21 protein-coding genes and 1 tRNA gene are annotated in these 25,559 nt (G+C 72.5%); 9 read left to right on the forward strand and 13 right to left on the reverse strand.

All coding sequences use genetic code 11. The features are described 5' to 3' along the window. Positions 1–65: 65 nt before the first annotated feature. Complete coding sequence (locus OG357_RS25000) at positions 66–824, reverse strand: IclR family transcriptional regulator (RefSeq protein WP_024758909.1); 759 nt, start codon at positions 822–824, stop codon at positions 66–68. A gap of 359 nt (positions 825–1,183) precedes the next feature. Between OG357_RS25000 and OG357_RS25005 the strand changes: the two genes are divergently transcribed. Further along, positions 1,184–2,302: an LLM class flavin-dependent oxidoreductase gene (locus tag OG357_RS25005; RefSeq protein ID WP_329623274.1), complete on the forward strand. Its 1,119-nt coding sequence runs from the start codon at positions 1,184–1,186 to the stop codon at positions 2,300–2,302. 259 nt (positions 2,303–2,561) lie between these two features. Beyond that, the gene (locus tag OG357_RS25010) at positions 2,562–4,271 is read left to right on the forward strand and encodes a glycosyl hydrolase family 18 protein (protein WP_329623275.1); all 1,710 of its coding nucleotides are present in this window, start codon (positions 2,562–2,564) and stop codon (positions 4,269–4,271) included. Between the two features lie 108 nt (positions 4,272–4,379). On the opposite strand, the gene OG357_RS25015 is transcribed toward OG357_RS25010, so the two are convergent. Next, on the reverse strand, positions 4,380–6,299 hold the full coding sequence (locus tag OG357_RS25015) for a putative bifunctional diguanylate cyclase/phosphodiesterase (RefSeq protein ID WP_329623276.1): 1,920 nt from the start codon (positions 6,297–6,299) through the stop codon (positions 4,380–4,382). Positions 6,300–6,654: 355 nt separating this feature from the next. Between OG357_RS25015 and OG357_RS25020 the strand changes: the two genes are divergently transcribed. After that, positions 6,655–7,905 carry a M6 family metalloprotease domain-containing protein gene (locus tag OG357_RS25020; protein WP_329623277.1) on the forward strand — a complete coding sequence of 417 codons (1,251 nt, stop codon included), beginning with the start codon at positions 6,655–6,657 and terminating at the stop codon, positions 7,903–7,905. A 60-nt stretch (positions 7,906–7,965) separates the two neighbouring features. On the opposite strand, the gene OG357_RS25025 is transcribed toward OG357_RS25020, so the two are convergent. From OG357_RS25025 to OG357_RS25050, 6 genes are all read right to left on the reverse strand, one after another. Continuing rightward, positions 7,966–8,039: transfer RNA gene (locus tag OG357_RS25025), tRNA-Lys, on the reverse strand. Further along, complete coding sequence (locus tag OG357_RS25030) at positions 8,030–8,659, reverse strand: hypothetical protein (RefSeq protein ID WP_329623278.1); 630 nt, start codon at positions 8,657–8,659, stop codon at positions 8,030–8,032. The genes OG357_RS25025 and OG357_RS25030 overlap by 10 nt, the downstream gene beginning before the upstream one ends. A 131-nt stretch (positions 8,660–8,790) precedes the next feature. Next, positions 8,791–9,147, reverse strand: a complete 357-nt coding sequence (locus OG357_RS25035) for a hypothetical protein (protein WP_329623279.1) — start codon at positions 9,145–9,147, stop codon at positions 8,791–8,793. A gap of 119 nt (positions 9,148–9,266) precedes the next feature. Beyond that, complete coding sequence (locus OG357_RS25040; RefSeq protein ID WP_329623280.1) at positions 9,267–10,619, reverse strand: AAA family ATPase; 1,353 nt, start codon at positions 10,617–10,619, stop codon at positions 9,267–9,269. Further along, positions 10,616–12,208: a hypothetical protein gene (locus OG357_RS25045; RefSeq protein ID WP_329623281.1), complete on the reverse strand. Its 1,593-nt coding sequence runs from the start codon at positions 12,206–12,208 to the stop codon at positions 10,616–10,618. Before OG357_RS25045 ends, OG357_RS25040 begins: the two co-directional genes overlap by 4 nt. Beyond that, a complete protein-coding gene (locus tag OG357_RS25050; protein WP_329623282.1) occupies positions 12,199–13,377 on the reverse strand; it encodes a hypothetical protein in 1,179 nt (392 codons plus the stop codon). Before OG357_RS25050 ends, OG357_RS25045 begins: the two co-directional genes overlap by 10 nt. A gap of 124 nt (positions 13,378–13,501) precedes the next feature. Between OG357_RS25050 and OG357_RS25055 the strand changes: the two genes are divergently transcribed. After that, a complete protein-coding gene (locus tag OG357_RS25055) occupies positions 13,502–14,095 on the forward strand; it encodes a histidine phosphatase family protein (RefSeq protein WP_329623283.1) in 594 nt (197 codons plus the stop codon). 24 nt (positions 14,096–14,119) lie between these two features. On the opposite strand, the gene OG357_RS25060 is transcribed toward OG357_RS25055, so the two are convergent. After that, positions 14,120–15,406, reverse strand: a complete 1,287-nt coding sequence (locus OG357_RS25060; RefSeq protein ID WP_329623284.1) for a tetratricopeptide repeat protein — start codon at positions 15,404–15,406, stop codon at positions 14,120–14,122. Between the two features lie 224 nt (positions 15,407–15,630). Between OG357_RS25060 and OG357_RS25065 the strand changes: the two genes are divergently transcribed. Then, a complete protein-coding gene (locus OG357_RS25065) occupies positions 15,631–16,077 on the forward strand; it encodes a hypothetical protein (protein WP_329623285.1) in 447 nt (148 codons plus the stop codon). A gap of 36 nt (positions 16,078–16,113) precedes the next feature. Next, positions 16,114–16,989 (forward strand): spermidine synthase, encoded by an 876-nt coding sequence (locus OG357_RS25070; protein ID WP_329623286.1) that lies wholly within the window; start codon positions 16,114–16,116, stop codon positions 16,987–16,989. A 15-nt stretch (positions 16,990–17,004) separates the two neighbouring features. Here OG357_RS25070 and OG357_RS25075 read toward each other — a convergent pair whose 3' ends face one another. Beyond that, on the reverse strand, positions 17,005–17,610 hold the full coding sequence (locus tag OG357_RS25075; protein WP_329623287.1) for a hypothetical protein: 606 nt from the start codon (positions 17,608–17,610) through the stop codon (positions 17,005–17,007). A gap of 87 nt (positions 17,611–17,697) precedes the next feature. On the opposite strand from OG357_RS25075, the gene OG357_RS25080 reads away from it, so the two are divergent. The 3 genes from OG357_RS25080 (at position 17,698) to OG357_RS25090 (ending at position 21,537) form a co-directional block, all read left to right on the forward strand. Next, the gene (locus OG357_RS25080; RefSeq protein WP_055643319.1) at positions 17,698–18,399 is read left to right on the forward strand and encodes a response regulator transcription factor; all 702 of its coding nucleotides are present in this window, start codon (positions 17,698–17,700) and stop codon (positions 18,397–18,399) included. Continuing rightward, positions 18,396–19,808: a HAMP domain-containing sensor histidine kinase gene (locus OG357_RS25085; protein ID WP_329623288.1), complete on the forward strand. Its 1,413-nt coding sequence runs from the start codon at positions 18,396–18,398 to the stop codon at positions 19,806–19,808. Before OG357_RS25080 ends, OG357_RS25085 begins: the two co-directional genes overlap by 4 nt. A 184-nt stretch (positions 19,809–19,992) precedes the next feature. After that, on the forward strand, positions 19,993–21,537 hold the full coding sequence (locus OG357_RS25090) for a glycoside hydrolase family 18 protein (RefSeq protein WP_329623289.1): 1,545 nt from the start codon (positions 19,993–19,995) through the stop codon (positions 21,535–21,537). A 71-nt stretch (positions 21,538–21,608) separates the two neighbouring features. On the opposite strand, the gene OG357_RS25095 is transcribed toward OG357_RS25090, so the two are convergent. The 3 genes from OG357_RS25095 to aspT all read right to left on the reverse strand — a co-directional run bounded on the left by OG357_RS25095 (position 21,609) and on the right by aspT (position 25,554). Further along, positions 21,609–22,094 carry a nuclear transport factor 2 family protein gene (locus tag OG357_RS25095; protein ID WP_329623290.1) on the reverse strand — a complete coding sequence of 162 codons (486 nt, stop codon included), beginning with the start codon at positions 22,092–22,094 and terminating at the stop codon, positions 21,609–21,611. Between the two features lie 74 nt (positions 22,095–22,168). Continuing rightward, on the reverse strand, positions 22,169–23,818 hold the full coding sequence (locus tag OG357_RS25100) for a bifunctional aspartate transaminase/aspartate 4-decarboxylase (protein ID WP_329623291.1): 1,650 nt from the start codon (positions 23,816–23,818) through the stop codon (positions 22,169–22,171). A gap of 32 nt (positions 23,819–23,850) precedes the next feature. Further along, the gene (aspT, locus tag OG357_RS25105; RefSeq protein ID WP_329623292.1) at positions 23,851–25,554 is read right to left on the reverse strand and encodes an aspartate-alanine antiporter; all 1,704 of its coding nucleotides are present in this window, start codon (positions 25,552–25,554) and stop codon (positions 23,851–23,853) included. Between the last annotated feature and the right edge of the window lie 5 nt (positions 25,555–25,559).

A 25,559-nucleotide genomic window follows, 5' to 3' on the forward strand; every position in this document is an offset into this window, starting at 1 on the left:
TCCGGGGTGCTCGTGACAGCCCCGCCGGAGCACCTCCGGCGGGGCTGTCACGGCGCCGACCTTTTCTAGATGGCCAGGGAGAGCACCACCGGCGCGGCCCGCCGGTTGAGCGTGTCCGCCGCGGCGCGCAGCCGGTGGGCGTGCTCGATCGGCAGGGAGAGTGCCAGGCAGCCCACGGCCGAGCCCGCCGTCAGCGGGACGGCGGCGCAGACCGTGCCGACCGCGTACTCCTGGAGGTCGAGTACGGGGACGGTCGCCGGCTGGCTGTCGAGCTTCGAGAAGAGGATCCGCTCGTTGGTGATCGTCCGGGAGGTCAGCCGGGCGATCTTGTGGCGGGCGAGGTGGTCCCGGCGCCCGTTCTGGTCGAGCTGGGTGAGCAGGCACTTGCCGACGGCGCTGGCGTGCGCCGCCGAGCGGAAGTCCACCCATTCGTTGACCTTCGGGGTGCGCGGCCCGTCGGCGAACTGGGTGATCTTCACTTCGCCGTCGATGTACCGACTGATGTAGACGGCCGCGCCGACGGAGTCGCGCAGCTCGGTCAGGGTCTCCTGGAGCTTGGCCTCCAGGGCTTCGCGGCGGGTCAGGCCGGAACCCAGGAGGACGAGGGAGTCCCCGATGACGTACGCGCCGTCGGCGACCTGCTCGACGTACCCCTCGCGGCGGAGCATGAGGAGCAGCGACGAGAGATGAGCGACGGGCAGACCCGTCTCGCGGGCGATCTGGACGTCCGTCACTCCGCCACCGTGCCGTGAGACCGTCTCGAGGACGCGCAAGGCGTATTGCACCGAGTGGAACGGCGCGGTGGGCTCGGGCTTCAGCGCCACGGTTTCCCCCTACCAGGTTGTGACCGCAAGCTTTCGTACCACGATAGCCGCCAAGCACCCTTTCAGGGGCGGCTGTTGGCGAGAATGATGCGGAGGATCCCCGTCGTAACCTGCGGCGCGCCACCCTGGCATATGCCTCTGTCATGACTCCTTCAGAGAGTCTCAGGTCAGGGCCGTGCGGGGCCGGGTTCGCGCGCGCGTTCGGGTGGTGACGTCCGGGAGATTTTTTACGGGGAAGCGGACCCGCTCCGGGCTCCGCAGGTGGCCGAGAACGTACGGAATAAGCGGAGACCCCCTCCTGTTGTGGATCGGAAGCAGTGTCCGCACCATCCGCACGTGTGCCGAGGAGGGTCCTTACGGTGACCGACGCTATTCGAGGAGAGGCGCGGGGAGCCGCGCCCGTACCGCTGTCCGTACTGGACCTGGTGACCGTCGGCAGCGGGCGGACCGCGACGCAGGCGCTGGCCACCAGCGTCGAGCTGAGCCGGCTCGCCGAGAGGCGCGGCTTCCACCGGCACTGGGTCGCCGAGCACCACTCCATGCCCGGGGTCGCCTCCTCCTCCCCGGCGGTGATCCTCGCCCACCTCGCCGCCCACACCCGCCGCATCCGCCTCGGTTCCGGCGGCGTGATGCTGCCCAACCACGCCCCGCTCGTCATCGCCGAGCAGTTCGGCACCCTGGAGGCCTTCGCCCCGGGCCGGATCGACCTCGGCCTCGGCCGCGCGCCCGGCACCGACGGCGCCACGGCCGCCGCCCTGCGGCGGACGGACCGGCTGAACGAGGGGGCCGACGATTTCCCCGAGCAGCTCGCCGAGCTGACACGCTTCCTGGACGACGACTTCCCCGACGGGCACCCGTACGCCCGGATCCACGCCGTGCCCGGCCCGGTGCAGGGCCCGAAGGGCCGGCCGCCGGTCTGGCTGCTCGGCTCCTCCGGCTTCAGCGCCCGCCTCGCCGGTCTGCTCGGACTGCCCTTCGCCTTCGCCCACCACTTCTCCGCCCGGAACACGATCCCGGCGCTCGACCTCTACCGGGACTCCTTCCGGCCCTCGGGGGTCCTCGACGCCCCGTACGCGATGATCGGCGTCGCGGCGCTCGCCGCCGACGAGGCGGAGCAGGCCCGCCGCCAGGTCCTCACCGGCGCGCTCGCGATGCTCCGGCTGCGCACCGGCCGGCCCGGCCTGGTGCCGACGCCGGAGGAGGCGGAGGCGTACGACTTCAGCCCCGCCGAGCGGGAGTTCGTCGACGGCTGGCTGGCGGACATCGTGTACGGCACCCCGGGCGAGGTCCGCGCGGGCCTCGACGACCTCCGGAAGCGCACGGGCGCGGACGAGCTGATGATCACGGCCAACGCGCACGGCGGGGAGGCCCGGCTCCGGAGCTACGAGCTGATCGCCGACGCGTACGAGCTCCCGCACCTGACGGAGCCGTCGGGCTCCGAGGCGGGGACGGATTCCGGGGAGGGGACGGCCGGGTAAAAACCCGGGTTTCCTTGTCAGGTTGGTTCGTTCCCGAACCACCTCCGCGGCACCCCTAAGTGAACCTTAAACCGCTCGTCACCCATGGTGGCGGGCGGTTCCGTTTTGTGCTGCACCTCTCTGACAAGGGCTTTCCTCGTCAAATTGGTCTAGTCCTCAATCTGGTTCAGACCATTGACGCGCTGTTCATGTGCCGGTTATCACTTCCTCAGCTCCTGTACGGCACCACCCAGTTCACCCCCCCCTTCGGAGGCCGCACGTGCACCCCCGTAAGCCATTGATCGCCGCGCTCCTCAGCTCGGCCCTCGCCGCCGGCGCGCTCGCCGCGACCGTCGGCCTCGGCTCCGCCCAGGCAGCCGACACGTCGACCACTGCCTCTGCGGGCAATGTGCGCATCGCGTACTACGACCAGTGGAGCGTCTACGGCAACGCGTTCTACCCCAAGCACCTCGACACCCGGGGCATCGCGAGCAAGCTGGACGTCATCAACTACTCGTTCGGCAACATCCACCCCACCAACCTCACCTGTTTCATGGCCAACAAGGCCGCGGGTGACGACAACAACCCCAACGCGGGTGACGGTGCGGGCGACTCGTACGCCGACTACCAGAAGTCCTTCAGCGCGGCGGACAGCGTCGACGGCGTCGCCGACAAGTGGGACCAGCCGATCGTGGGCGTCTTCAACCAGTTCAAGGAACTGAAGGCGAAGTACCCCCACCTGAAGATCAACATCTCGCTCGGCGGCTGGACCTACTCCAAGTACTTCCACGACGCGGCGAAGACGGACGCGAGCCGCAAGAAGCTCGTCTCCTCCTGCATCGACCAGTACCTCAAGGGCAACCTGCCCGTCGAGGGCGGCTTCGGCGGCGCGGGCACGGCGGCCGGCATCTTCGACGGCATCGACATCGACTGGGAGTACCCGGGCTCCTCCGGCGGCCACCTGGGCAACCACTACGGCCCCGAGGACAAGCAGAACTTCACCCTCCTCCTCGCCGAGTTCCGCAAGCAGCTCGACGAGTACGGCGCGGCCAACGGCGGTAAGAAGTACCTGCTGACCTCGGCCCTCCCGGCCGGCCAGGACAAGATCAAGTACATCGAGACCGACAAGATCGGCCAGTACTTGGACTACGCCAACATCATGACGTACGACATGCACGGCGCCTGGGACGGCGACGGGCCGACGTACCACCAGTCCCCGCTGTACCCCTCGACGAACGACCCGACCGACGTGATCGCGCCGGGCACCGAGAAGTACAGCATCGACTCCGCCATCGACTCCTGGATCGACGGCAACCCGGCCTACGGCATCGCGGGCGGCTTCCCCGCCAACAAGCTGACCCTGGGCTACGAGTTCTACTACCGCGGCTGGAAGGGTGTGCCGGCCGGCACCACCAACGGCCTCGCGCAGACCGCCACCGGCGGCTCGGGCGCCCGCCCGCTCAGCCAGCAGGCCGGCATCGCGCACTACAAGGAGCTCGGCGGCATCGTCGACAACGCGTCGACGACCTTCTGGGACGACCAGTCGAAGTCCTCGTACTTCTACAAGGACGGCGAGTTCTTCACCGGCCTCAACCAGAAGTCCATCCAGGCCCGGGTGGACTACGGCAAGCAGCGCGGCCTGGCCGGCGCGATGATGTACTCGCTCCTCGGCCTGGACGAGAACGCCACCCTGCTGGGCCAGATCAACACCGCGCTCGGCGCCACCACCGCGCCGCCGACCACGACGCCGCCGACGACCCCGCCGACGACGCCGCCCACCACCCCGCCGACCACGCCCCCGACGACGCCTCCGACGACGCCGCCCACGGGCTGCGGCTCGGTCCCGGCGTACGTGGCCGGCACCGTCTACAACGCGGGCAACGAGGTCTCCCACAACGGCCGCAAGTACAAGGCCCAGTGGTGGACCCAGAACGAGACGCCGGGCACGACCGGCGAGTGGGGCGTCTGGAAGGACCAGGGCGCCTGCTGAGGCCCTGACCCGCTGACACCCCGCACCACCTCATGAACCACTGCCCCCGCCCGGAATGTCCCTCCGGCCGGGGGCAGTTCCATGCCCTGCGTCATACGGAGACGGGGGTCAGACCGGCAGGGGCTCCGTGCCGATCAGTTCGGCGATGCGGTCCGGGGTGACCGCCCGCGAGTACAGCCAGCCCTGCCCCGTGTCGCAGCCGATCCGGCGCAGCCTCGCGGCCTGCCCCGAGGTCTCGACGCACTCGGCGGTGACCGTGAGCCCGAGCCGGTGCGCGAGCTGGACGAGCGCCTCGACGATCAGCTCGTCGGCCGGGTTGGCGTGCTCCTCGTCCTGGAAGCCGCGGACGAAGGAGCCGTCCAGCTTGAGCACGGAGACCGGGAGCCGGCTCAGGTAGGCCAGGTTCGAGTAGCCGGTGCCGAAGTCGTCGATCGCGATCCGCACGCCCATGTCGCTCAGCGCCTGGAGTGCCTGGAGCGGCCGTCCGGCCGAGCCCATCACGGCGGACTCGGTCAGTTCGAGCTGGAGCAGGTGCGGGGCGAGCCCGGTCTCCGCGAGGATCCCGGCGACGTCCGCGACCAGGTCGGAGTCCCAGACCTGCCGGACCGCCACGTTGACGCTGACGAAGATCGGGCGCTCGCGCGGATGGTCCTTCTGCCACTGCCGGGCCTGGCGGCAGGCGGTCCGCAGCACCCACCGCCCGAGCTCGACGATGGAGCCGTCCTCCTCGGCGATGGCGATGAACCGATTCGGCGGGAGCGAGCCGAACTGCGGGTGGTTCCAGCGCACCAGCGCCTCCACCCCGCGCACCGCCCCGTCCGCCAGGTCCACGAGCGGCTGGTACTCCAGGCCGAACTCCCCGCGCTCCACGGCCGGACGGAGCGTGGAGGAGAGCGCCTGCCGGGTCATCCGGTGCGCGTTGCGCTCGGGGTCGAAGAGGGTCCAGCGGGCCTTGCCGTCGGCCTTCGCCCAGTACAGCGTGGTGTCGGCGGCCTGCATGAGGGCGGTCGCCGTCGTCCCGTGCGCGGTGCGCTCGATGACGCCGATCGACGCGGAGACCGCGAGCCGCTGACCGCCCAGGTCGAAGGGGAGCTGGAGCGCGCGCAGCACCGAGCGGGCCAGGTCGGCGAGTTGTTCCGTACCGGTGGAGTCCTCGACGAGGATCGCGAACTCGTCGCCGCCGAGCCGCGCCACGAGGTGGCCGCCGCTGCGGGTGTAGCCGTCGCTGTCCGCGCACTCCGTCAGTCGGGCGGCGACGGCGGCGAGGAGCCGGTCGCCGACCCGGTGGCCGAGGGTGTCGTTGACGGCCTTGAAACCGTCGAGATCGAGGTAGCAGAGACCGATCCGCCCTGTTCTGCCATACCCGTATGACTCATGTGACTCATGTGACTCATAGGACGAGTCGGCCGGTGCGGTCTCCGCCACGGTGTCCTGGGCGGCGGCTTCCAGGGCGGCCGAGAGCCGCTCGAAGAACAGGGCCCGGTTGGGCAGCCGGGTCACCGGGTCGTGCATCTGGAGGTGGCGCAGCCGCGCCTGGAGTTCGCGCCGGTCGCTGATGTCCGCGATCGACAGGAGGACGCGCCGGCTGTCCGGTACGGGGGAGACGGTGACCTCGGCCCAGAGCGAGCGCCCGTCGGGGTGCTTGAGTCGGCGGGTGCAGCGGAAGCGGGAGCGGCGGCCGCGGAGCACCTCGCGGTACGCGTGCCAGGTGCGGCCGTCGGAGGCGAGGTCGACGAGATCGGCGGCGGCCTGCTCGCGGAGCGCCCCGGCCTCGGTGCCGAGGAGGGCACCGAAGGAGTCGTTGGCCGTGACGACGATGCCGTCCTGGTCGACGACGGCCATAGCGAGCTGCGCGGCCCGGAAGGCGGCGCGGTAGTCCCGGAGTTCGGCCGCCCGGCGGTCGGCGTCGCGGGCGAGGTCGGGCTGACGCGTGGCGCAGGGGTCGGCGTGACGCTCCGTGACTGCGAGGTCGGTCGGGGCTGTCTCCGGCGGCTCTGGGTGCACCGGTCCTTCGGGGGTTTCGCTCACCGCTCGCTCCCGTAGTGCAGTCGGGCCGTTCACATGTGGTCGGGATGGTCGGCCGGGGAAAGTGTGCCGATCATAGAGCCAGGTCGGGGGGCCGTTCCAGCTCCGGGACCGCTCCGGGGGCCATCGGCCGCTGTGAGGCTCCCCACCGCCACCCCCGCCCGATCGTTTCTGCACAGGTCTGACACGGGCCGGTGGCGACGTGACCGAATGTGACTTTCCGTGAGCTGTTGCCCGCTCGTGTCGCGTCGACCCGGTGGCGCTCCCTCACTCGACCGGGGCAGCGGAAACGTGCGAAACGCCGCAAATCGTCACAAGGTGGTGGTGGGTGTCCCGTCCTACCGATCCGGAGGTCCACGTGAGGGGTCAGCAGCCACCCGGGGGAGTGGAGCGGTCGAGGCTGCGTGCCGGCGCGGCGGCCTTCACCGCGCTCGCCGCGCTCGCCGCCACCGGGCTCGTCGCGGGTCCGGCCGTCGGCGCGCCCGCGGCGAATCCCTGCGCCCTGCCCCGCACCGCGGCCCATCACTCGCTCGGCCTCGACACCTGGAACGGCTCCTATCCGCGCCCCACCCGCACCCTCGACGCGGTCATGATCTTCCTGTCGTTCCCGGACGCCGCGCCGCTCACCACCCCGGCCGAGCTCGCCGCCGACCACTTCCCGGCCACCAGCGAGTACTTCGACCGCGCCTCCTACGGCAGCTTCGACCTGCGCCCGCACCCCCGGTCCGAGTGGACCCGGATGCCGCAGGCGTCGAGCGCGTACGACATACGGCGCGACTGGGACTCCGGGAAGCGCGCGGCCTACCTGCGCGACGCGGTCGCCGCCGCCGACGCGGACGTCGACTTCTCGCAGTACGACGTCGTCTATCTGGTCGCCGACCCGGACGCGCCCGGCGTGGACTCCGACGCGACGAAGGTCGTCAACCTCGAACGACCGCTGGAGATCGACGGCGCCGAGATCAAGCGGGTCGTCACGGTCTTCGAGCGGCATCCGCCCGACCGGAACGTCCTCGCCCACGAGACCGGCCACGTCTTCGACCTGCCCGACCTGTACCACCGCCCGTCGGACGGCAAGGGCGACTGGGACACCCACGTGGGCGACTGGGACGTCATGGGCAGTCAGTTCGGGCTCGCGCCCGACCTCTTCGGCTGGCACAAGTGGAAGCTCGGCTGGCTCTCCCGATCCCAGGTGACCTGCGTCCAGGGGGTCGGCCCCCAGGTGGTCAGCCTGGAGCCGACCAGCGCCCCGCCCACGGAGAGCGGCGACCTCGGCACCCGGCTCGCCGTCGTCAGGACCGGCCAGGACAGCGTCGTGGCGATCGAGGCCCGGAGCGCCACCGGCAACGACGCCGACACCTGCACCGAGGGCGTCCTCGTCTACCGGGTGCGCAGCGGCGCGGCCTCCGGCGACGGCCCGGTCCAGGTCGTCGACGCCCACCCGCGCACCGAGGCGTGCGGGGACCGCTCGGTCTACCCGCCGCTCGCGGACGCGCCGCTGGAGGAGGGCGAGACCTTCACCGTGCCCGGGACGGGCGTCCGCGTCGAGGTGGCGGACCGTGCCGAGACGGGCGCCTGGACGGTGAAGGTCACCCCGCCCGGCGTGGGCTGACCCGGAGATCACGGGAACACGAAGAAGCCCCCCGCTTCCGCGAGGGGCTTCTTCCGTCTGTGCGCCGCCAGGGACTCGAACCCCGGACCCGCTGATTAAGAGTCAGCTGCTCTAACCAACTGAGCTAGCGGCGCCTGCTGACGTCGTAGACATTAGCATCCGGATCGGCGGGAGGAAAAATCGATACCCGCACGTCGGGCGTGGAAGCCGCCCGCACGGCCCGCACGCAGGCCCAGAGCACCACCTCGGGTCCGGGCAGCCACGGGTTCCGCGTGTCGGGGGCCACCAGCCAGCGGGGTCCGGCGGAGTCGGCCGGGGTGAGCGGGGGCACGGTCACCGCGTCCCCGACGCCGTGACAGAGCGGCCGGGGGACGGCTTCGCCCCACTCCTCCCAGTCGAGCAGCGCCGGTAAACGCTGGGCCGTCCCGGGCGCGGCGAACAGCATCATCCGGCCCCGGTGCACGGCGACCGGCCCGGAACCGGGGCCGTCCGCCCACAGCCGGTCGAGCATCCGGCGCCCGAAGACCGGGTCCACGTTGACGACGTCGAAGACCGTCCCGCAGGGCAGCGCGGCGGGCGAGGCCGGGCTGGCCTCCCAGCGGGTGAGCGCGACCCCGGGGCGGCCCCCGGCGGCCGAGGCGAGCCAGGCCGCACCGTCGGCGGTCACGTGGGCGGTCTGGTGCCGCCCCTCGTCGCCCTCCCGCAGGAAACGGAAGATGTCGTACGGGGTCTCGTCGCGCAACCAGGTCGTCATACGACCAGATCTACCGGCCGTGACGACCCGGTTTCCGAGAGTTGCCGGAATCTCGGACAAGAGGGGTGGCCGAGGAGTATCGTGCGCCCCGCATATGCCACGGGACGCCCCCGTCCGGCCTACTCCGGCGCCTACTCCTCCGGCGGGCGCCCGTTCGCCCGGATCAGATCGCGGCCGAACTCGATCATCTTCAGGGCGTAGTCCTCGGTCCACTCCGCCCGCTCGGCGACGTCCGCCGCCGTCAGCCGGTCGAACCGGCGCGGGTCCGCCAGCTGCGCCGCCGCGATCGCCTGGAACTCCGTCGCGCGGTCCGTCGCCGCGCGGAACGCGAGCGTCAGCTCCGTCGCCCGGGCCAGCAGCTCGCGCGGGTCCTCTATCGACTCCAGGTCGAAGAAGTGCTCCGGATCGGCGGTCGCCTCGGCAGGCTCGAAGACCAACGGTGCCGGCCGAAGCCGTCGCTGTCCGCTCCGCTCCGCGGGTTCCGCCATCGTTCTTCTCCTCCTCGCACAGGCACGGCCCGGGATCCCGGGCCGCTTTCCATTGTCCCGCGCCGCGCAAGAGCGCAAGGCCCCGGCCGCGCGCCCCGACTCCGCTCCAGGACCCTGGTTTAGACGGTGGCGGGGTCCCACACCACCCGGTGTTCCGCCAGGTGGGAGAGGACCGCGTGGTTCGCCTCCCAGCCGTCGGGGAAGGACACCGCCGCGCCGAGCCGTACCGGCTCCGTCGACGGGTGCTCGTCGAGGAGCTCCGTGACGCCCGCGCGGCACACCACGACGCAGGCGTGCCGGTGCCGGGAGGCCAGCACGCACAGGCGGCCCGTCTCCAGGTGGAACGCGGTCGCGTCCGGGCGCCCGGACAGCGGATGGAGGACGACCGTGACGTCGTACTCGCGCCCCTGGAGCCGGTTCGCGGTGTCCACCGTCACGCCCGTCACCCCGAGACCCGCGAGTGCCGCCCGGACCGCCGCCGCCTGGTCGCGGTGGGCGGTGCCGACCGCGACCCGGTCGGGCGTCAGGGGCACGGGGTGTTCGGCCTGCTCCGAGACCGCGGCGCCGCCCCGGTCCAGGAGCCGCCGGACGACGAGGGCGACCGCGCCGACCGCCTCGGGGTCGGTGCGCGGGGTGGTGCGGGCCGGCAGTTCGAGCAGCCCCCAGCCCGACTCCGCCGCCTCGTCGAGGACCCGGTCGGGACCCGAACCGTCCGACGCCACGCCGAAGGAGAGCTTCCGGTCCCCGGGCCCGGTGCCGCTGCGGAACGGCGTGAACGGGTAGAAGGCGTCCGACACCAGCGGCGCCGCCGAGGCGGGCAGCCGCCAGGAGACCGGCAGCCGGTGCTGCGGAAGCTCCGGATTGTGCGCGAGCAGGGTGGAGACGGCCGAGCCGGACGGGTCGTACGAGAGGCCCGCCCACTGCTCCGCGCCCACCACCGAGAACGGGTCGAGCTGCCCGGGGTCGCCCACGAACAGCGCCCGCTCGAAGAGCCCCGCCACGGCGAGCAGCGCGTCGGAGCGCATCTGGTACGCCTCGTCGACGATCGCGTGCGCCCACGGCTCGACGTTCTTCACGTGCGCCCACTTGGCGGAGGTCGAGAGGACGACCGGCAGCCCCGCCAGCTCTCCGGGCTTCGCCGACTTCCGTACGTTGGCCAGGTCGTCGAGCGCCTTGTCGTACGGGTCGCTGTCGTTCGAGTGCAGCCGGCCCACCTCCAGGCCGGGCTCCTTCTCGGCGAGCCGCAGCACCAGGTCGTCCACCTGCGCGTTCGTCTGCGCGACGACCATCAGGGGGCGCCCGGCGGCGGCCAGTTCGAGCGCCGCCCGGACCACCAGGGTCGACTTCCCGGCCCCCGGAGGCGAGTCCACGACGACACCCCGGGAGGTGCCGTGCAGGGTGTCGGCGAGGATGCCGTCCGTCGCCCGCCCGGCCTCGGCGGACGGATCGAAACGAGGTTCAACGGTCGTCACAGCACGTCCTCGGGGGTCACGGCGTCGGGCAGTTCGGGGAGGTCGGCCCGGCGCGGCGGTCCGCCGTGCGTCCAGGGCGTCTCCTCCGGGTCCGGCAGCTTCGGCCCGACCCGCTGCTCGTGCTCGAACAGCGTCCAGGCGATCCGCTCGCCCTTCTCCGGCACCGAGCCCTCCGCCGGCTCCTTCGACCGCCCCATCTTGTCCAGGAGCCGCAGCACCAGCGAGCCGTCCTCCTCGTGCCGCACGAACTCCGCAGCCTGCGGCTTCCCGTCGAGCGAGCGGAACACCTTCGCCTTCTCCGCGAGGTGCGGCCGGTCCTCCGTGCGGACCGTGAGCAGCGGGCGCGGCGCGGGCCGCTTCGACTCCGTCCACGCCATCGTCACCTCGACCACCTCCGCCACGAACGCCTCGCCCGCGAGCCGTCGCCCCGCCAGGACCAGCGGATCGTCGAGCGCCTCGTGCGCCTCCAGCTGACCCTGTGCCTGCTCGCGGGCCGCGAGCTTCGAGGCCGCCCCCACGGCGTCGTCCCGGCGCGGCTGCGGCGGCTCGCCGGCCGCGATCCGGTCCCGGTGGCCGGTGAACGACCAGCGGTCGCGGGTCCAGCGGTCCTCGACCCTGGCGCCCTCCGGCAGCTCCCGCAGCAGGTCCAGCGCCTGCCAGACGAGGTCCCAGGTCGGCTTCAGCTGCGAGGCGACGAGCCGCCGGATCTCCCGCTCGGCCCGGTGCAGCTCGCCGAGGCCCGTGTCGGCCGCCTCGCCGTCCTCGGCCGCGCCGAGCGCCTGCCGGGCCCGGTCGTACCGCTCGATCGCGGGCGCCAGGAGCCGGTTGTCGAAGGCCGGGTCGGTGGCGGGCCCGGCGGGCGGGCACAGCAGCTGCCCCCGCGCGTCCCGGCCGGCCTCGGCCCGCAGCGCCCCCTCGGGCCCCGACTCCCCGTCCCGCGGGTCGATCCAGGCGAGCAGCGCACCCAGGTGCTGGTCCTCCAGGGAGGACTGGCCGGTCGCCCAGTGCCGGTTGAGCAGGTCGGTCGCGGCAAGCAGCAGCGAGGAGCCGGGCACCCGCGCCCGCTCGCCGAAGTGCGTCAGCCACCGCCCGAGCAGCGGTACACGCGGCGGCGCCGGGAACGGCGTCTCCGGGTCCTGCTCGGCCGTCCGCCGGAACCGCGTCGACCGCCCGAGCAGCCGTACGTACTCGATGCCCGCCCGGCTCGGCACGATCAGCTGCGGCGCGTCCGCGCACAGCTCGACCTCGACCTTCACCTTCTTGCCGGTCTCGGGGTCGACCTCGCTCCGCTCCGCCGCTTCGACGACGTCCGTGAACGAGTCGACGTACGGCAGGACCTCCTCCGCCAGATCGGCGAGGAACGCGAAGCGCAGGTCCCGGTCCCGGGGCTGCGCCACCACCAGGAGCCGGGGCTCGTCGCGGTCGGTGCCGACGAGCGCGCCGAGCGGCGCCCCCGCCTCACCGGCCGTCGTCAGCGGTACGAGGACGAGCGGCCGCGCGGACACGTGCCGGTGGCGGACGGTGGCCAGCGGCTGGGCACGGCCCGACTCGACGGCCTCCATCCGGGCGAGCGCGGAGATCAGCGACATGCGGGGTCCTCCTCGGACAGCGAGGACGCGAAGTCCGGGGCCTTCACGCCCGGCGCCGACGCCCGGTCCAGCGCCTCCTGGCGCAGCGCCCGCGCCCGGCGCAGGGCCGCCACCGCCGGATCGTCCGGGTCACCGGCCTCCCCGCGCGCCGCCGCCAGGACCGCGCCGACCGTCGTGAGGCCGCCCAGCTCACCCCGTACCGCACGGCCCAGGGTCTCCACCGCGCCCGCTTCCCGGGCCCGCGCCCGGCAGTGGAAGGCCAGCTCGCAGGCGGCCAGGCACTCCGGCGCGTACGCGTGGGGCACGGACTCCACGGCCTCCGTCAGCTCCGCCGGCGAGCACCCCTCCACATCGAAGGTGGTGCCCTCCGGCAGGGCGTCCGCGATCTCCTCGATCCGGGTCAGCCGGGCCAGCTGCCGCCGGGTCACCGACCGCTGCTTGCGCACGTCCACGACGGAGGCCGTCGGCACGTTCGAGAAGTCCTTCGGGCAGACGAGGAGCACCGAGTGCGCGACCCGCGCGCCCTCGGTCACCGCCGCCATCCGTTCGAGCGCGAGCACGTACACGGCGGACTGCCGGGCCGCCGCGCCCACCTTCGACGCGTCGGCCGCGCCGTCGATCATCGGGAAGGACTTGATCTCGACGACCGTCCACCGCCCGTCGGGATCGACCACCACCGCGTCCGGCTCCAGATAGACCGGGGAGCCGGCCACCTCCAGGGCGAGCAGCGGATGGTCGAGCAGCGCCCATGTCCCCGCCCCGGTCGCCTCCCGCAGCGCGAGCGCCGTGCGGGCCGTCCGCCCCTGGGGTCCGGCCGCGGCCAGATCGGGCACGGAGACCGCGCCGGGCTCCTCGACGCCGAGCAGGCGCAGCAGCTCACGGCCGCCGTCCGCCTTGACCTTCGCCTCGAAGGAGTTGCCCCGCATGATCGCGAACTGCGACTGGCCGAAGGGCGCGGGGGAGCCCAGCTTCGACGCGAGCGCCGCCTTGTCGACCCCGGCGCCGTCGAGCAGTGCCCGCCGTCGGCAGCCCGGATTGGCGGCGAGCGCGGCGAGCGCCCGCGCGTCCAGAGCGCGCGGCGGCGTGCCCGGTCCGCGCAGCTCGGCCAGAGCCTGTCGGAGTGTCGTCTGCGCGGGTCGGGGCAGTCCGGTGTCCAGGGATGCGCTCACCCGCGGAAGTCTCGCATCCACCACTGACAACCGTCCGGAGGTCGCCCGGACGTCACCCCGAATTCGCGTGGGCGATGATGGGAGAGGCACGTCCGCACACCGTGAACCAATGGAGAGCCTTCCCATGGCACCGCGCATCCTGCTCGCCCGGCACGGCCAGACCGAGTGGTCACTTCTCGGCCGGCACACCGGCAGGACCGACATCCCCCTGCTCGACGAGGGCCGGCGCGGCGCGAAGCTGCTCGGCGAGCGGCTCCACCGCGGCCCCTGGCAGGGACTGCCCGACGTGGAGGTGCGCACCAGCCCGCTGGTCCGCGCGAGCGAGACCTGCGCCCTCGCCGGCTTCGGCGACCGCGCCGAGCCGTGGGACGCGCTGATGGAGTGGGACTACGGGGCGTACGAGGGAATGACCCCGGCCCAGATCCAGGCGATCCGCCCCGGCTGGCTGATCTGGCGCGACGGCGTCCCGGAAGGCGAATCGCTCGCACAGCTCTCGGACCGGGCCGACGAGATCGTGGAGTGGGCCCGCTCCGCCGACCGTGACGTGCTGGTCTTCGCCCACGGCCACATCCTGCGCTCGATCGGCGCACGCTGGCTCGGCGAGGACGTCTCGTTCGCGTCCCGCATCCGCCTCGACCCGACGAGCCTCTCGGTCCTGGGCTGGGCGTACGGCGCACCGGCGATCGAGCGCTGGAACGACACCGGGCACCTGGAGTAGGCGCCCCGGCGGTCGGTACGCGAGTCAGTACGCGGCGAGGACCCGGCTCGTCTCGGCGAGCATCCCGCGGATCCGGGCCGAGGCGATGCCGTCGAGGGAGTCCATGACGCGCTTCGCCTCCGCCGCCGCCTCGTCCGGGCGCCCGGCGTGCGCCAGGTCCTTGGCCAGGTGGGCGCGGTAGAGCGCGAGGTTCCGGGCGAAGTACGGATTCTGCAGGACCGTCGCCCGGTGGGCGTGGCGGGCGGCACGCCCCCAGTCGCCGAGGGCCGCCCAGCACTGGGCCTCCAGGGCCTCCCGCTCCGGCTCGCCGAAGAACGACATCCACTCGGGGTCGCCGTCGGAGGGCCCCCGCTCGAAGTGCCCGTGGGCGCGGCCGAGGGCCTGCTCGCAGGCGGACCGGTCGCCGAGCCCCGCCCACGCCGCCGCCTCCCGCAGCGACAGCAGCGACAGCAGCCGGGCCGAGTCGAGGGGCTGCGCGGCCCGCAGCCCCGCCTGGGCCGCCCGGACCGCCTCGCGGTACCGGCCGGTGTCCCGGGCCAGGAACGACGTGTTGCAGAAGGCGTGCGCCTCCAGGGCCGCGTTCCCGGAGAACCGCGCGGTGGCGAGGGCCTCGGCGTAGTGCGAGCGCGCGTCCTCGTGGCGGCCCGAGTCATGGGCGAGCCAGCCGACGGAGAGGGACAGCTCGCCGGCGCCCGCGTGCAGCCGGTCCTCGGTGGAGCGACGGGTCATGGTTCCCGTGTCGAGCAGCGCGTACGCGGTACGGAGCGGCTGCGCGGCCACCTTGTAGAGCCCGTCGGCGCCGTGCCGGTCGTCGAGCAGACGGATCTGCCGTACGGCCTCCTCGACGGCCCGGACCTCGGTCTCGCCGATCCTGTGACTGCCGCGGGGGGCTGGGATCGCGACGGCGGGGCCGCCGAGTCCCAGCGAGGCGGCCGCCAGGGTGGCGGAGCCGCTCGTCATGAATGCGCGACGCAGCACGTCGCTCTCCTCATCGTTCCGGGTCGAGATCGCGACGGGAGGCGGAGCCCCGGCCGCGACCGGCTGCCGCCGGCCACGTACCGTCTCCCGCGCGGAGAAGCCCAGGTCGGAGAGGCCGAGTCCGGGGAACATGTGCAGGAAGACCCGCTCGTACGCGTAGTTGGGGCAGCGGATCTCGCCCGCTTCCACGCGCCCGATGTAGCGGGCGTCGCACGCGACCTGTTCGCCGATCTCCCGCGCCGCCCGGCGGACAGCCGCGGCGAACTCCGCCGGCGAGTGCTGTCCGCGGAGCCGGCGGAAGGCGAGGTTGGGAACTGCCCGTGACATCGCCATGGCCGAGCCCTCTCCTGGTGCTGCCGGGTGGTCCGGCGGCAAGAACGTACCTGCTGTGACCGGATGCGTACGCTGAGTTTGGCTACAAATCGGATATCTCGCCTGCGATCTGCCATGAACTGCCATCCTTTGCAGCGGCATGGCGCCGTAGCCGTTGACGCGCACGGGCGTTGAACCGTAAGGGAGAGACGGAACGTGTCTCCTCTGGAGCGAGGAGGCGTCCCATGTCGGAGATCGGTTCGCAGTCGGCCACGTGGCACGCGCCCGCCCCGGACGCCGGCACCACCCCCCAGCCCCCCGCGGAGCCCTGGGACCTGGTGACCGTGCCGGTCCGGCAGGGCCTGGAGGCCGTCGACATCCTGCGCCGCGGCAGCACCCCCGCGGTCGGCCCGGTCGTGCACGACGGGGCCTGCGACACCCTCGGCTTCCTGGTTCCGCCGGGCACGGCCGCCGCCTGGGACATGCCGGGCAGCGCGTGTACGCGGACCTCGGGGCGCGGCCTCCGCCTCCCCGAGCTGCCGGAGCTCCCCGAACCGACGGGCGACACCCCCCGCCCCGCCGGCTGGCTGCTGCCGCCGAAGGACACCGGCCCCGTCACCGACCCGGCCGTCCTGCGCGAGGCGCTCGGCGAGGCGGCCCGCCTGATCGAGGCGGCCGACGGCTGCCACTGAGCCACTGGGCGGTGCCCACCCGGGCGTGCCCGGATAATGGGGCCCGTGGCCAGGAACAAACAGCGCGACCGGGCGGCGTCCGCCGCCTCCGTCGTCGAGACCGTCGACGGCGGGCTCGCCGAACTCATACCCGACCGGGAGCGCCCGCGCGCCTGGACGCTGCTCATCGACGGCGCCCCGCAGTCGCACGTCGACCTCGACGACCCGGCCCACCTCTCCTTCGAGTACCAGCGGCGCCTCGGCCACATCGCCGACCTCGCCGCCCCGCCGAACCGGCCGCTCCAGGTCGTGCACCTCGGCGGCGGCGCCTTCACCCTCGCCCGGTACGTCGCCGCGACCCGGCCCCGCTCCACCCAGCAGATCGTCGAACTCGACGGACAGCTGGTCCAGCTCGTCCGCCGTGAACTGCCGCTCGACCCCGGGGCCCGTATCCGCGTCCGTTCCACCGACGCCCGCGCCGGACTCGCCAAGGTGCAGGACGGCTGGGCGGACCTCGTCATCGCCGACGTGTTCAGCGGTGCCCGCACCCCGGCCCATCTGACCAGCACCGAGTTCCTCGGCGAGGTGCGGCGGGTCCTGCGGCCCGGCGGCTTCTACGCGGCGAACCTCGCCGACGGCCCGCCCCTGACCCACCTCCGCGGCCAGATCGCCACGGCCGCCGCCGTCTTCCCCGAACTGGCGCTGACCGCCGACCCCACGGTGCTGCGCGGCCGCCGCTTCGGCAACGCCGTACTGCTCGCCTCCGACCGCGAGCTGCCGGTGGCCGAGCTGACCCGCCGGGTCGCCACCGATCCGCACCCGGGCCGGGTGGAGCACGGACGGGAGCTCGCCGACTTCGCCGGCGGCGCGGCCCCGGTCACCGACGCGAGCGCCAAGCCCTCGCCCGTACCGCCCGCGTCCGTCTTCCGCTGAGACCGCTGAGGCCTCTCAGGCCGCGCGGTCCTCGATCTCCACGCGGGGCGCGCTGTCGTGCCACAGGCAGAAGACCGAGAGTTCACGGCCGTCCTTGGTGAAGGTGACCCGGATCCAGGTCGGCTGCTTCCACACCTGCATCTGCCAGCCCGACGCGGGCGTCGCCGAGACCAGTTCGGCCGACGTCTCGCCGAGATCGAAGGTGACCCGGCCGCCGTCGACCGGGTAGCTCTTCACCGAGGACGCGGTGGTGGGCGCGGGGCTCGTGGCGGGTGCGGCCGTGGTGGTGGGGGGCGTCGCCGGCGTGGACTCCGGGCCGTCGGAGGGCGGCGAAGCGGGTGTCGACGGCGGGGCGGCGGACGTCGTGCGGTCCTCGCTCGGCGTGGGCTTGCGGGACGGCGGCGAGGTCGCCGGGGGCTCGGCCCTTTGCGTCGAGGAGGCCAGCGGATCGCTGCCGGACGTGCCCGGTGCGACCTCGGTGGCACCGACCGGGAGCGGCAGCGCGCGCGGAGGGTCGTAGACCGTGCCGGACAGCACCGTGTGCACTCCCCACCAGGACAGGGTGACCGCCGCGCCGGTGGCGAGCGACCAGGCCAGGGCGTGAACGAGTCCTCTTCGCACCGGCCCATAGTGCACCACCCTGTGAGGGGGAGTACCGGAGGGTACGGATTGCTCGCCCGTTCCCCCGAATGGCGTACGGTGCGGCCCATGGCAAGTGTGCTCGTGGTCGAGGACGACCAGTTCGTGCGCTCCGCCCTCATCCGCCAGCTCTCCGAGGCCTCCCACACGGTACGGAGCGTCGGGACGGCTCTGGAGGCGTTGCGCGAGGTCGCCCATTTCCGTTTCGACGTGGTCATCCTCGACCTCGGACTGCCCGACCTGGACGGGTCCGAGGCGCTCAAGATGCTGCGCGGGATCACCGACGTACCGGTGATCATCGCGACCGCCCGGGACGACGAGGCCGAGATCGTCCGGCTCCTGCACGCCGGCGCCGACGACTACCTCGTGAAGCCCTTCTCGGTGGACCACCTTTCGGCCCGCATGGCCGCCGTCCTGCGCCGGGCGCGGTCCGCCGCCGGCGAGGCGCCCCCGCCCCGGGTCATCCGGGTCGGCGGCCTCACCGTCGATCCGCTGCGCCGTCAGGCGGAGCTCGACGGGGCGCCGTTGGACCTCACCCGGCGCGAGTTCGACCTGCTGGCCTTCCTCGCCGGGCGGCCCGGCGTGGTCGTCCCGCGCAAGGAACTGCTCGCCGAGGTGTGGCAGCAGTCCTACGGGGACGACCAGACCATCGACGTACATTTGTCATGGCTGCGGCGGAAATTGGGTGAAACGGCCGCGCGGCCCCGCTACTTGCACACCCTGCGCGGGGTGGGCGTGAAGCTGGAGCCGCCCCGGGAGCCGCAGCCGTGAGGTGGGCGCTCGTCAAGGTGTCACTGGCCGTCACCGTCATGGTCGTCGTCGCCTTCGCCGTACCCCTCGGGCTCGTCGTCAAGGAGATGGCCCGCGACCGGGCCTTCTCCAACGCCGAACGGCGGGCCGCCGGGCTCGCCCCCGTCCTCGCGATCACCACCGACCGCGAGGAGCTGGACAAGGCCGTCGCCACCACCGAGGACGGGGCCGCCGGACGGCTCGCCGTCCACGTGCCCGCCGCGGAGCCGGGCGGGACCGCGCTGGAGATCGGCACCCGCAGGGCCGACGCCGAGGAACTCGCCGCCACCCGCCGGCTCGGCCGGGCCTCCATCGCCGAGGTGCCGGGCGGCTACGCGCTGCTCCAGCCCACCGCGATCAGCAGCGGTCAGGTCGCCGTCGTCGAACTCTTCGTCCCCGAGGGCGAGGTCACCAACGGCGTCGCCACCGCCTGGCTCGTCCTCGCGGGGGTCGGCATCGCCCTGATCGTCGGCTCCGTCGCCGTCGCCGACCGGCTCGGCGTCCGCATGGTCCGGCCCGCCCAGCGACTCGCGGGCGCCGCCCACGACCTCGGCGAGGGCAGGCTCGGCGCGCGGGTGCCCGAGGAGGGCCCGCCGGAGCTCAAGTCGGCGGCGGTCGCCTTCAACTCGATGGCCGACCAGGTCGTCCAGCTCCTCGCCAACGAACGCGAGCTCGCCGCCGACCTCTCCCACCGGCTCCGCACCCCGCTGACGGTGCTGCGGCTCAACACGGCCTCGCTCGGCTCGGGACCCGCCGCCGAGCAGACCCGGGCCGCCGTCGAACAGCTGGAGCGCGAGGTCGACATCATCATCCGTACGGCCCGGGAGGCGAAGCCGCAGACCCAGGCGACCGGACCCGGCGCCGGCTGCGACGCCGCCGAGGTGGTCCGCGCGCGGATGGACTTCTGGTCGGCGCTCGCGGAGGACGAGGGCCGGCGGGTACGGGTCGCGGGCGTCGAGCGTCCGGTACGCATCCCGGTGGCCCGCCCCGAACTCGTCGCCGCCCTCGACGCCCTGCTCGGCAACGTCTTCCGGCACACCCCCGAGGGCACCGCCTTCTCCATCGACGTCCACAACGGCGACGACGCCGTCATCGTCCTGGTCTCCGACGCGGGCGCCGGCATCGCCGACCCCGCCGCCGCCCTGGCCCGCGGCAACAGCGGAGGCAGGCCCGGGTCGACGGGCCTCGGCCTGGACATCGTGCGGCGGATGGCGGAGGCCACCGGGGGAGACGTCGCCATCGGGCACTCCGTCCTCGGCGGCACCGAGGTCCGCGTCTGGATCGGGCTCGACGGGCGCCGCTCGGGCACCACGACGGGCCGCCGCGGCCACCGCCCGGCCCGCCGCCGCCGCGGTGGCGGCACGGGCACCCGGCGCGCCGCAGACGCCTGAATCCTCCCGACGCCCGAGCCCCGTCGGGGCCGAACCTTTCGTGGTTCCGATGCCTTCCTTAAGCGGACCCTAAGAATCCCAACCCCGGGCCGATCGCGGTCATTTGTCCGTTTCCCAGTCGCTAGCGTGCTGCCGCACCCCACCCTCACAACCCCACACCCCGGCACACAGAGGCAGGCACCCGATGGGCACCAGTTCGCACCGGCGCAGGGCGAGCGCCAGGACCAAGGTCGTCGGAGCGGTCGTCGCGGCGGCGATCGCCGGCGGCGCCGCCTTCGCGCTCGGCGGGACCGCGCAGGCCGCCGCCGTCGGCGCCGCGTACACCCGGACCAGCGCCTGGACCGGCGGCTACACCGGCCAGTACGTCGTCACCAACGAGACGGCCACCGCCCAGTCCGACTGGACCCTGGAGTTCGACCTCCCGGCCGGGACGACCATCGGCTCCCTCTGGAACGGCGAGCACACCGTCTCCGGCGGCCACGTCACCGTGAAGCCCGCGAGCTGGAACAAGCAGCTCGGCCCCGGCCAGTCCGTCACCGTCGGCTTCGTGACCGCCGCCGCGGGCGTGGCCGGCGACCCGACCGGCTGCCTCATCAACAAGGCCGCCTGCTCCGCCGGAGGCCCCGCCCCCACCCCCAGCGGCCGCCCCACCGACCAGCCGACCGCGACCGCCTCCCCGAAGCCGACGGCCACGGCCACGGCCACGGCGACGGCCACCGCCACGGCCACCGCGTCCCCCAAGCCGACGGCCACCGCCACCGCCACGGCGACCCCCACGGCCACGGTGAAGCCCACCCCGACCCCCACGGCGACGGGTGGCCCCGCCCCTGAGCCCACGGCCGCCAAGTACGCCCCGTACGTCGACACCTCGCTCTACCCGACGTACGACCTGCTCGCGACCGCCGACGCCACCGGCGTGAAGGAGTTCAACCTCGCCTTCATCACCTCCGGCGGCTCCTGCGCCCCGCTCTGGGGCGGGGTCACCGACCTCGCGAACGACAAGGTCGCGGCCCAGATCGGCGCCCTGCGCGCCAAGGGCGGTGACGTCCGCGTCTCCTTCGGCGGCGCCGCCGGCCACGAGCTGGCCCTGAACTGCTCGTCGTCCTCGGCGCTCGCCGCCGCGTACGGCAAGGTCATCGACCAGTACAAGCTGACCAAGGTCGACTTCGACGTCGAGGGCGCGGCCCTGCCGGACACGGCCGCCAACACCCGCCGGTCCCAGGCGATCGCCCAGCTCCAGCAGACCCACCCGGGCCTGAACGTCTCCTTCACCCTGCCGGTCATGCCCGAGGGCCTGACGCAGCCGGGCGTGGCCCTGCTCGCCGACGCGAAGAAGAACGGCGTGCACGTCGACGCCGTCAACATCATGGCGATGGACTACGGCCCGGCGTACAGCGCGGACATGGGCACGTACGCGATCCAGGCCGCGACCGCGACCCAGGCCCAGGTCAAGGGCGTCCTCGGGCTCTCCGACGCGGCCGCCTGGAAGGCTGTCGCCGTCACCCCGATGATCGGCGTCAACGACGTCACCACCGAGATCTTCCGGGTCGACGACGCCACGCAGCTCGTCGACTTCGCGAAGTCGAAGGGGCTCGGCTGGCTCTCGATGTGGTCCTCGACCCGTGACAAGCAGTGCGCGGCCGGCGCCGTGAACTACGCCGACGCCACCTGCTCCTCGATCCTCCAGCAGCCTCTGGCCTTCACGAAGGCCTTCGCCGCCTACAAGTAGGCAGGCCCTCAGGCCCCCCACACCGCGCGCCCCGGCCGGAACCACCCCACCGCCGGCCGGGGCGCGCACCCCTACCCGGCCGTCGCCGGCCGCTCCGCGCAGGCGTCGGCGATCGCCGCGGTGTCCCAGTAGAAGGGCCGGACCTCGGCGATCCGGCCGCCCCGCACGGTGATCGTCTGCAGGATCGGGAAGGTCAGCTCGCTGCCGGTGGCACGCGCGCGGGCACGCACGCGCGTGAGGACCACCGCAGTCGCACCCGTGGCGAGGAACTCCTGCTCCGTCATGTCGAAGGACTCCCACACCCGGCTCATCGTGAGGAAGAAGCGCTCCACGCCCGCGTGCCCGCGCCAGGTCCCGCCGTACGGCAGGGCGGCTGCCTGGTGGAGGACGACGTCGGGCGCGAAGTAGGGGGCGAGCGGTGCGAAGGAGGCCCTGCCGGGGCCTCCGGCCGCCAGATAGGCGGCTTCCGCCGCGTACATACCGGTGAGGACGGCCGCCGAGTCAGTGGCGGAGTCGGCGGTGGTCTCTGTGGCGTCTGTTGTGGAGGGAGTCGTCATGCCGCCAGCGTGATCGCCCAAGGCGGATCACACTGGCGGCTGTCGGACGTCGACCTCGCTCGCCGACCCGCGCCTTACGCCCGCGAGGCCTTCCACTCCTCCGCGTAGTCGTTGAAGATCGCCCGCAGGTGGTGGCCGATCTTCAGGTAGTCCAGGTCGTCGAGGTTGGCCAGGGAGACGCGTACGGACCACTCCGGGCCGTCGAAGCCGCCGCCGTTGAGGAGGACGACGCTGGTCTGCTCGGCCAGCCGGAACAGCGGGTCCACCGGCTCGTAGTTCTTCTCCAGGAAGGCCGCGAAGTCCTTCCCGTGGACCCGCTCGGCCTCCGCGATCAGGTCGAGCTCGATGTAGTACCCGGCCCGCTTCGGGTCGTCGGCGATCTTCATCTGGGCGCCTTCGAGGAGCAGGTCGAGGCGCTGGCGCACGATCGCCCGGATCTTCGCCTTGTACGCCTGTCCCTCCTCCAGCATGTCGAAGAGGGAGAAGAGCACCATCATCACCTGCTGGGGGAGCGAGAGCCCGGCGGTGTGGTTGAGGGCGACCTGCCGGGAGTCGGCGACGAGCCGGTCGATGAACCGGATCTTCTCGGGCTCCAGGGTCAGCGTGCCGTACCGCCTGCTCAGGCGGTCCTTCTCGGCCTGCGGCAGGTTCACGATCATCTCGTCGATGACGTTGTCGTCGTGGAGGCCGATGACGCCCAGCCGGTGGCCCGTGCAGCCGTAGTGCTTGGAGTACGAGTACACGAGGAGCGTGTTGCGGGGAAGGTCCGCGGCGAGCGAGCGGAAGCCCTCGACGAACGTGCCGTACACGTCGTCCGTGACGAGCAGCAGGTTCGGGTTCTGCGTGGCGACGATGTCCTTGATCTGGTCCGTGACCCGTTGGCTCAGCGCCAGCGACGGCGGGTTGGACGGGTTGACGACGCAGACCAGCTTCACCGACGGGTCCGCCAGCTTGGCGACCTCCTCCTCGGGGTAGCGCCACTCGCGCACGCCGGTCTCGGCGAAGAGGGACGCTTCGACGTGGACGACGTCGAACTCGTACGTGTCGAGCTCGGGGATCTCGATGTACGGCGTGAAGACCGGCACCATCAGGGCGATCCTGTCGCCCTTCTTCAGGATCCCGTTCTTCATGAGCGAGTCGAAGATGTAGCACATGGCGGCCGTGCCGCCCTCGGTCGCGAAGAGCGACAGACGGCCGGCCGGCGGGCGCTTGTCGAACATCTCGTCATGCAGGTAGCCGCGGACGATCTGCTCGGTGTGGGCCAGGATCCGGTCCGGCACCGGGTAGTTGTCGCCGATCGTGCTGTCGGTCAGCTCGTGGACGAAGGCGTCCTTGTCGAAGCCGAAGCGCTCGACGGCGTACTCCACGCAGTTCTGCAGCATCTCGATGCCGGGCAGGTCCGGGTGTCGGCGGACGAAGGTGTCGAAGCGGGCGCCGGAGCCGGCGAGTTCGGGCATGCCGCCGAGGTTGTCGGCGGTCCACACGCGGCGCGACTCGGAGAGGGCGAAGTAGCCGAGCGCGTAGAACGCCTCGCGGGGGCCGGTGGCGACCCAGTTCGGGTTGCCACGGCCCGCGTTGAGCATCTGCGTCTGCGACTTCTCCTTCTGGCCGGGCTTGTCGGCCTGCGCGGCCTGCGCGATCTGGATGAACTTGTCCTTCAGCTCGAACGGCGAGAGCTGCGCGAAGGACTGGATCTCCTCGCGGGTGAAGGTGGTCTTGGGCACGGTGACTTCCTTACGTACGTGAGGGGGGTGCGTCAGTGGTTGAGGATGACGATCACGGCGCCCCAGATGGTCAGCAGGACGTTGCCGACCGCGTAGGGGATCGTGTAACCGAGCGTCGGGATCTGCGACTTGGACTGCTCGTTGATCGCGCCGATCGCCGCGGTCGTCGTCTGGCCGCCCGCCAGCACGCCCATCAGGATCGGGAAGCGGATCTTCTGCACGTAGTGGCCGTACAGGAAGCCCACGATCAGCGGGACGACCGTCGCCACCGCGCCCCAGAGGAGCAGCCCCCAGCCGGCCGTCGACAGGCCGCTGGTGAAGCTCGGACCGGCGTTGATGCCGACGACCGCGACGAACAGGCAGAGGCCGAGGGTGTCCATGAACCACTGGGCACCGGGCGGCACGTTGCCGTACGTCGGGTACTTGCCGCGGATCCAGCCGAAGACCAGACCCATGATCAGCGCGCCGCCGGAGGTGGAGAGCGAGATCGGCACGCCCGACACCGTGAGCGCCGGGATGCCGATGCAGCCGCCGAGGAAGATGCCGAGGCCCACCCAGAGCATGTCGGTGGCGAAGGAGGTCGGCACGGGCTTGCCGATCGCCTTGCCCGCCGGGTCCACGAGCCGCTTCGGGCCGGTCAGGATGACGGTGTCACCGCGCTCCAGGGTCGTGGAGAGCCGGTACGGGAACTCCGTACCCGAGCGGTAGATCTTGTCGATGTACACGCCGACCATGAAGGGCTCGCGGCGCAGGTCGGCGACCGTCCTGCCGAGCTGCGCCTTCTCCGAGGCGACGACGTGCAGCGACTCCGTCTGATAGCCGAGCAGTTCGACGTCGTCCGTCTCCGCGCCGATGTGGGTCCGGGCGTCGAACTCGACGAGCGAGCCGCGCAGTGCGCTGACCGCCACGATGTCGCCCTCGCGGAGCACCGTCGACTGCGTGTGGTCGATGATCTTCCCGTCGCGCCGCACCCGCGTGAGGTAGATGCGGTGACCGAGCGCCTGCTGCTGGTTCTCGAAGTCGTCGATCGTGCGGCCGACGAGGTCGGGACGGTCGATGCGGTACGCGCGGAGGACGACCTCGTAGTACCCCTCGGCCAGGTCGGGGTCGTCGCCCGGGGCGTCCAGCTCCTTCGCGAGCCGCGCCGACTCGGCGGCCAGGTCCCGCTTGTAGAGCTTGGGCAGGACGTTGGCGAGGAGCATCGCGCAGAGGATCGTGCCGAGCGGGTACGTGACGGCGTAGCCGATCGCGACCAGGTTCTCCTCGTTCTTCATCTGGTCGGCGGAGAGCCCCGGCAGGTTGCCGATGGCGTCCTGGGCGACACCGATGACGGCGGACTGGGTGAGCGCGCCGCCGAGGAGACCGGCCGAGAGCCCGGGGCCGTACCCGAGCATCACGGCGAAGCCCCAGGAGACGAGGAGGCCCGTCACACAGACGATGACCGCGTTGAGGACCTGCGGCAGGCCGTCCTTCCTCAGACCGCGGAAGAACTGCGGACCGACCTTGTAGCCGAGGGCGAAGAGGAACATGGTGAAGAAGAGGTTCTTCACCGTGCCGTCGATCGTGACCTTGAACTGCGCGCCGAGCAGCAGGCCGGCCACCAGACATCCGGTGACGGCGCCCAGCGCGATCGCCTTGTAGCGGAGCTTGCCGAAGAGGAAGCCGAGCGCGACCGTGATGAAGATCAGCAGCTCGGGATGGGGCTGGAAGATGTTCCGGTTGAGGAAATCGATCATGGGGT

The sequence above is a fragment of the Streptomyces sp. NBC_01255 genome (assembly GCF_036226445.1).
Taxonomy (GTDB): domain Bacteria; phylum Actinomycetota; class Actinomycetes; order Streptomycetales; family Streptomycetaceae; genus Streptomyces.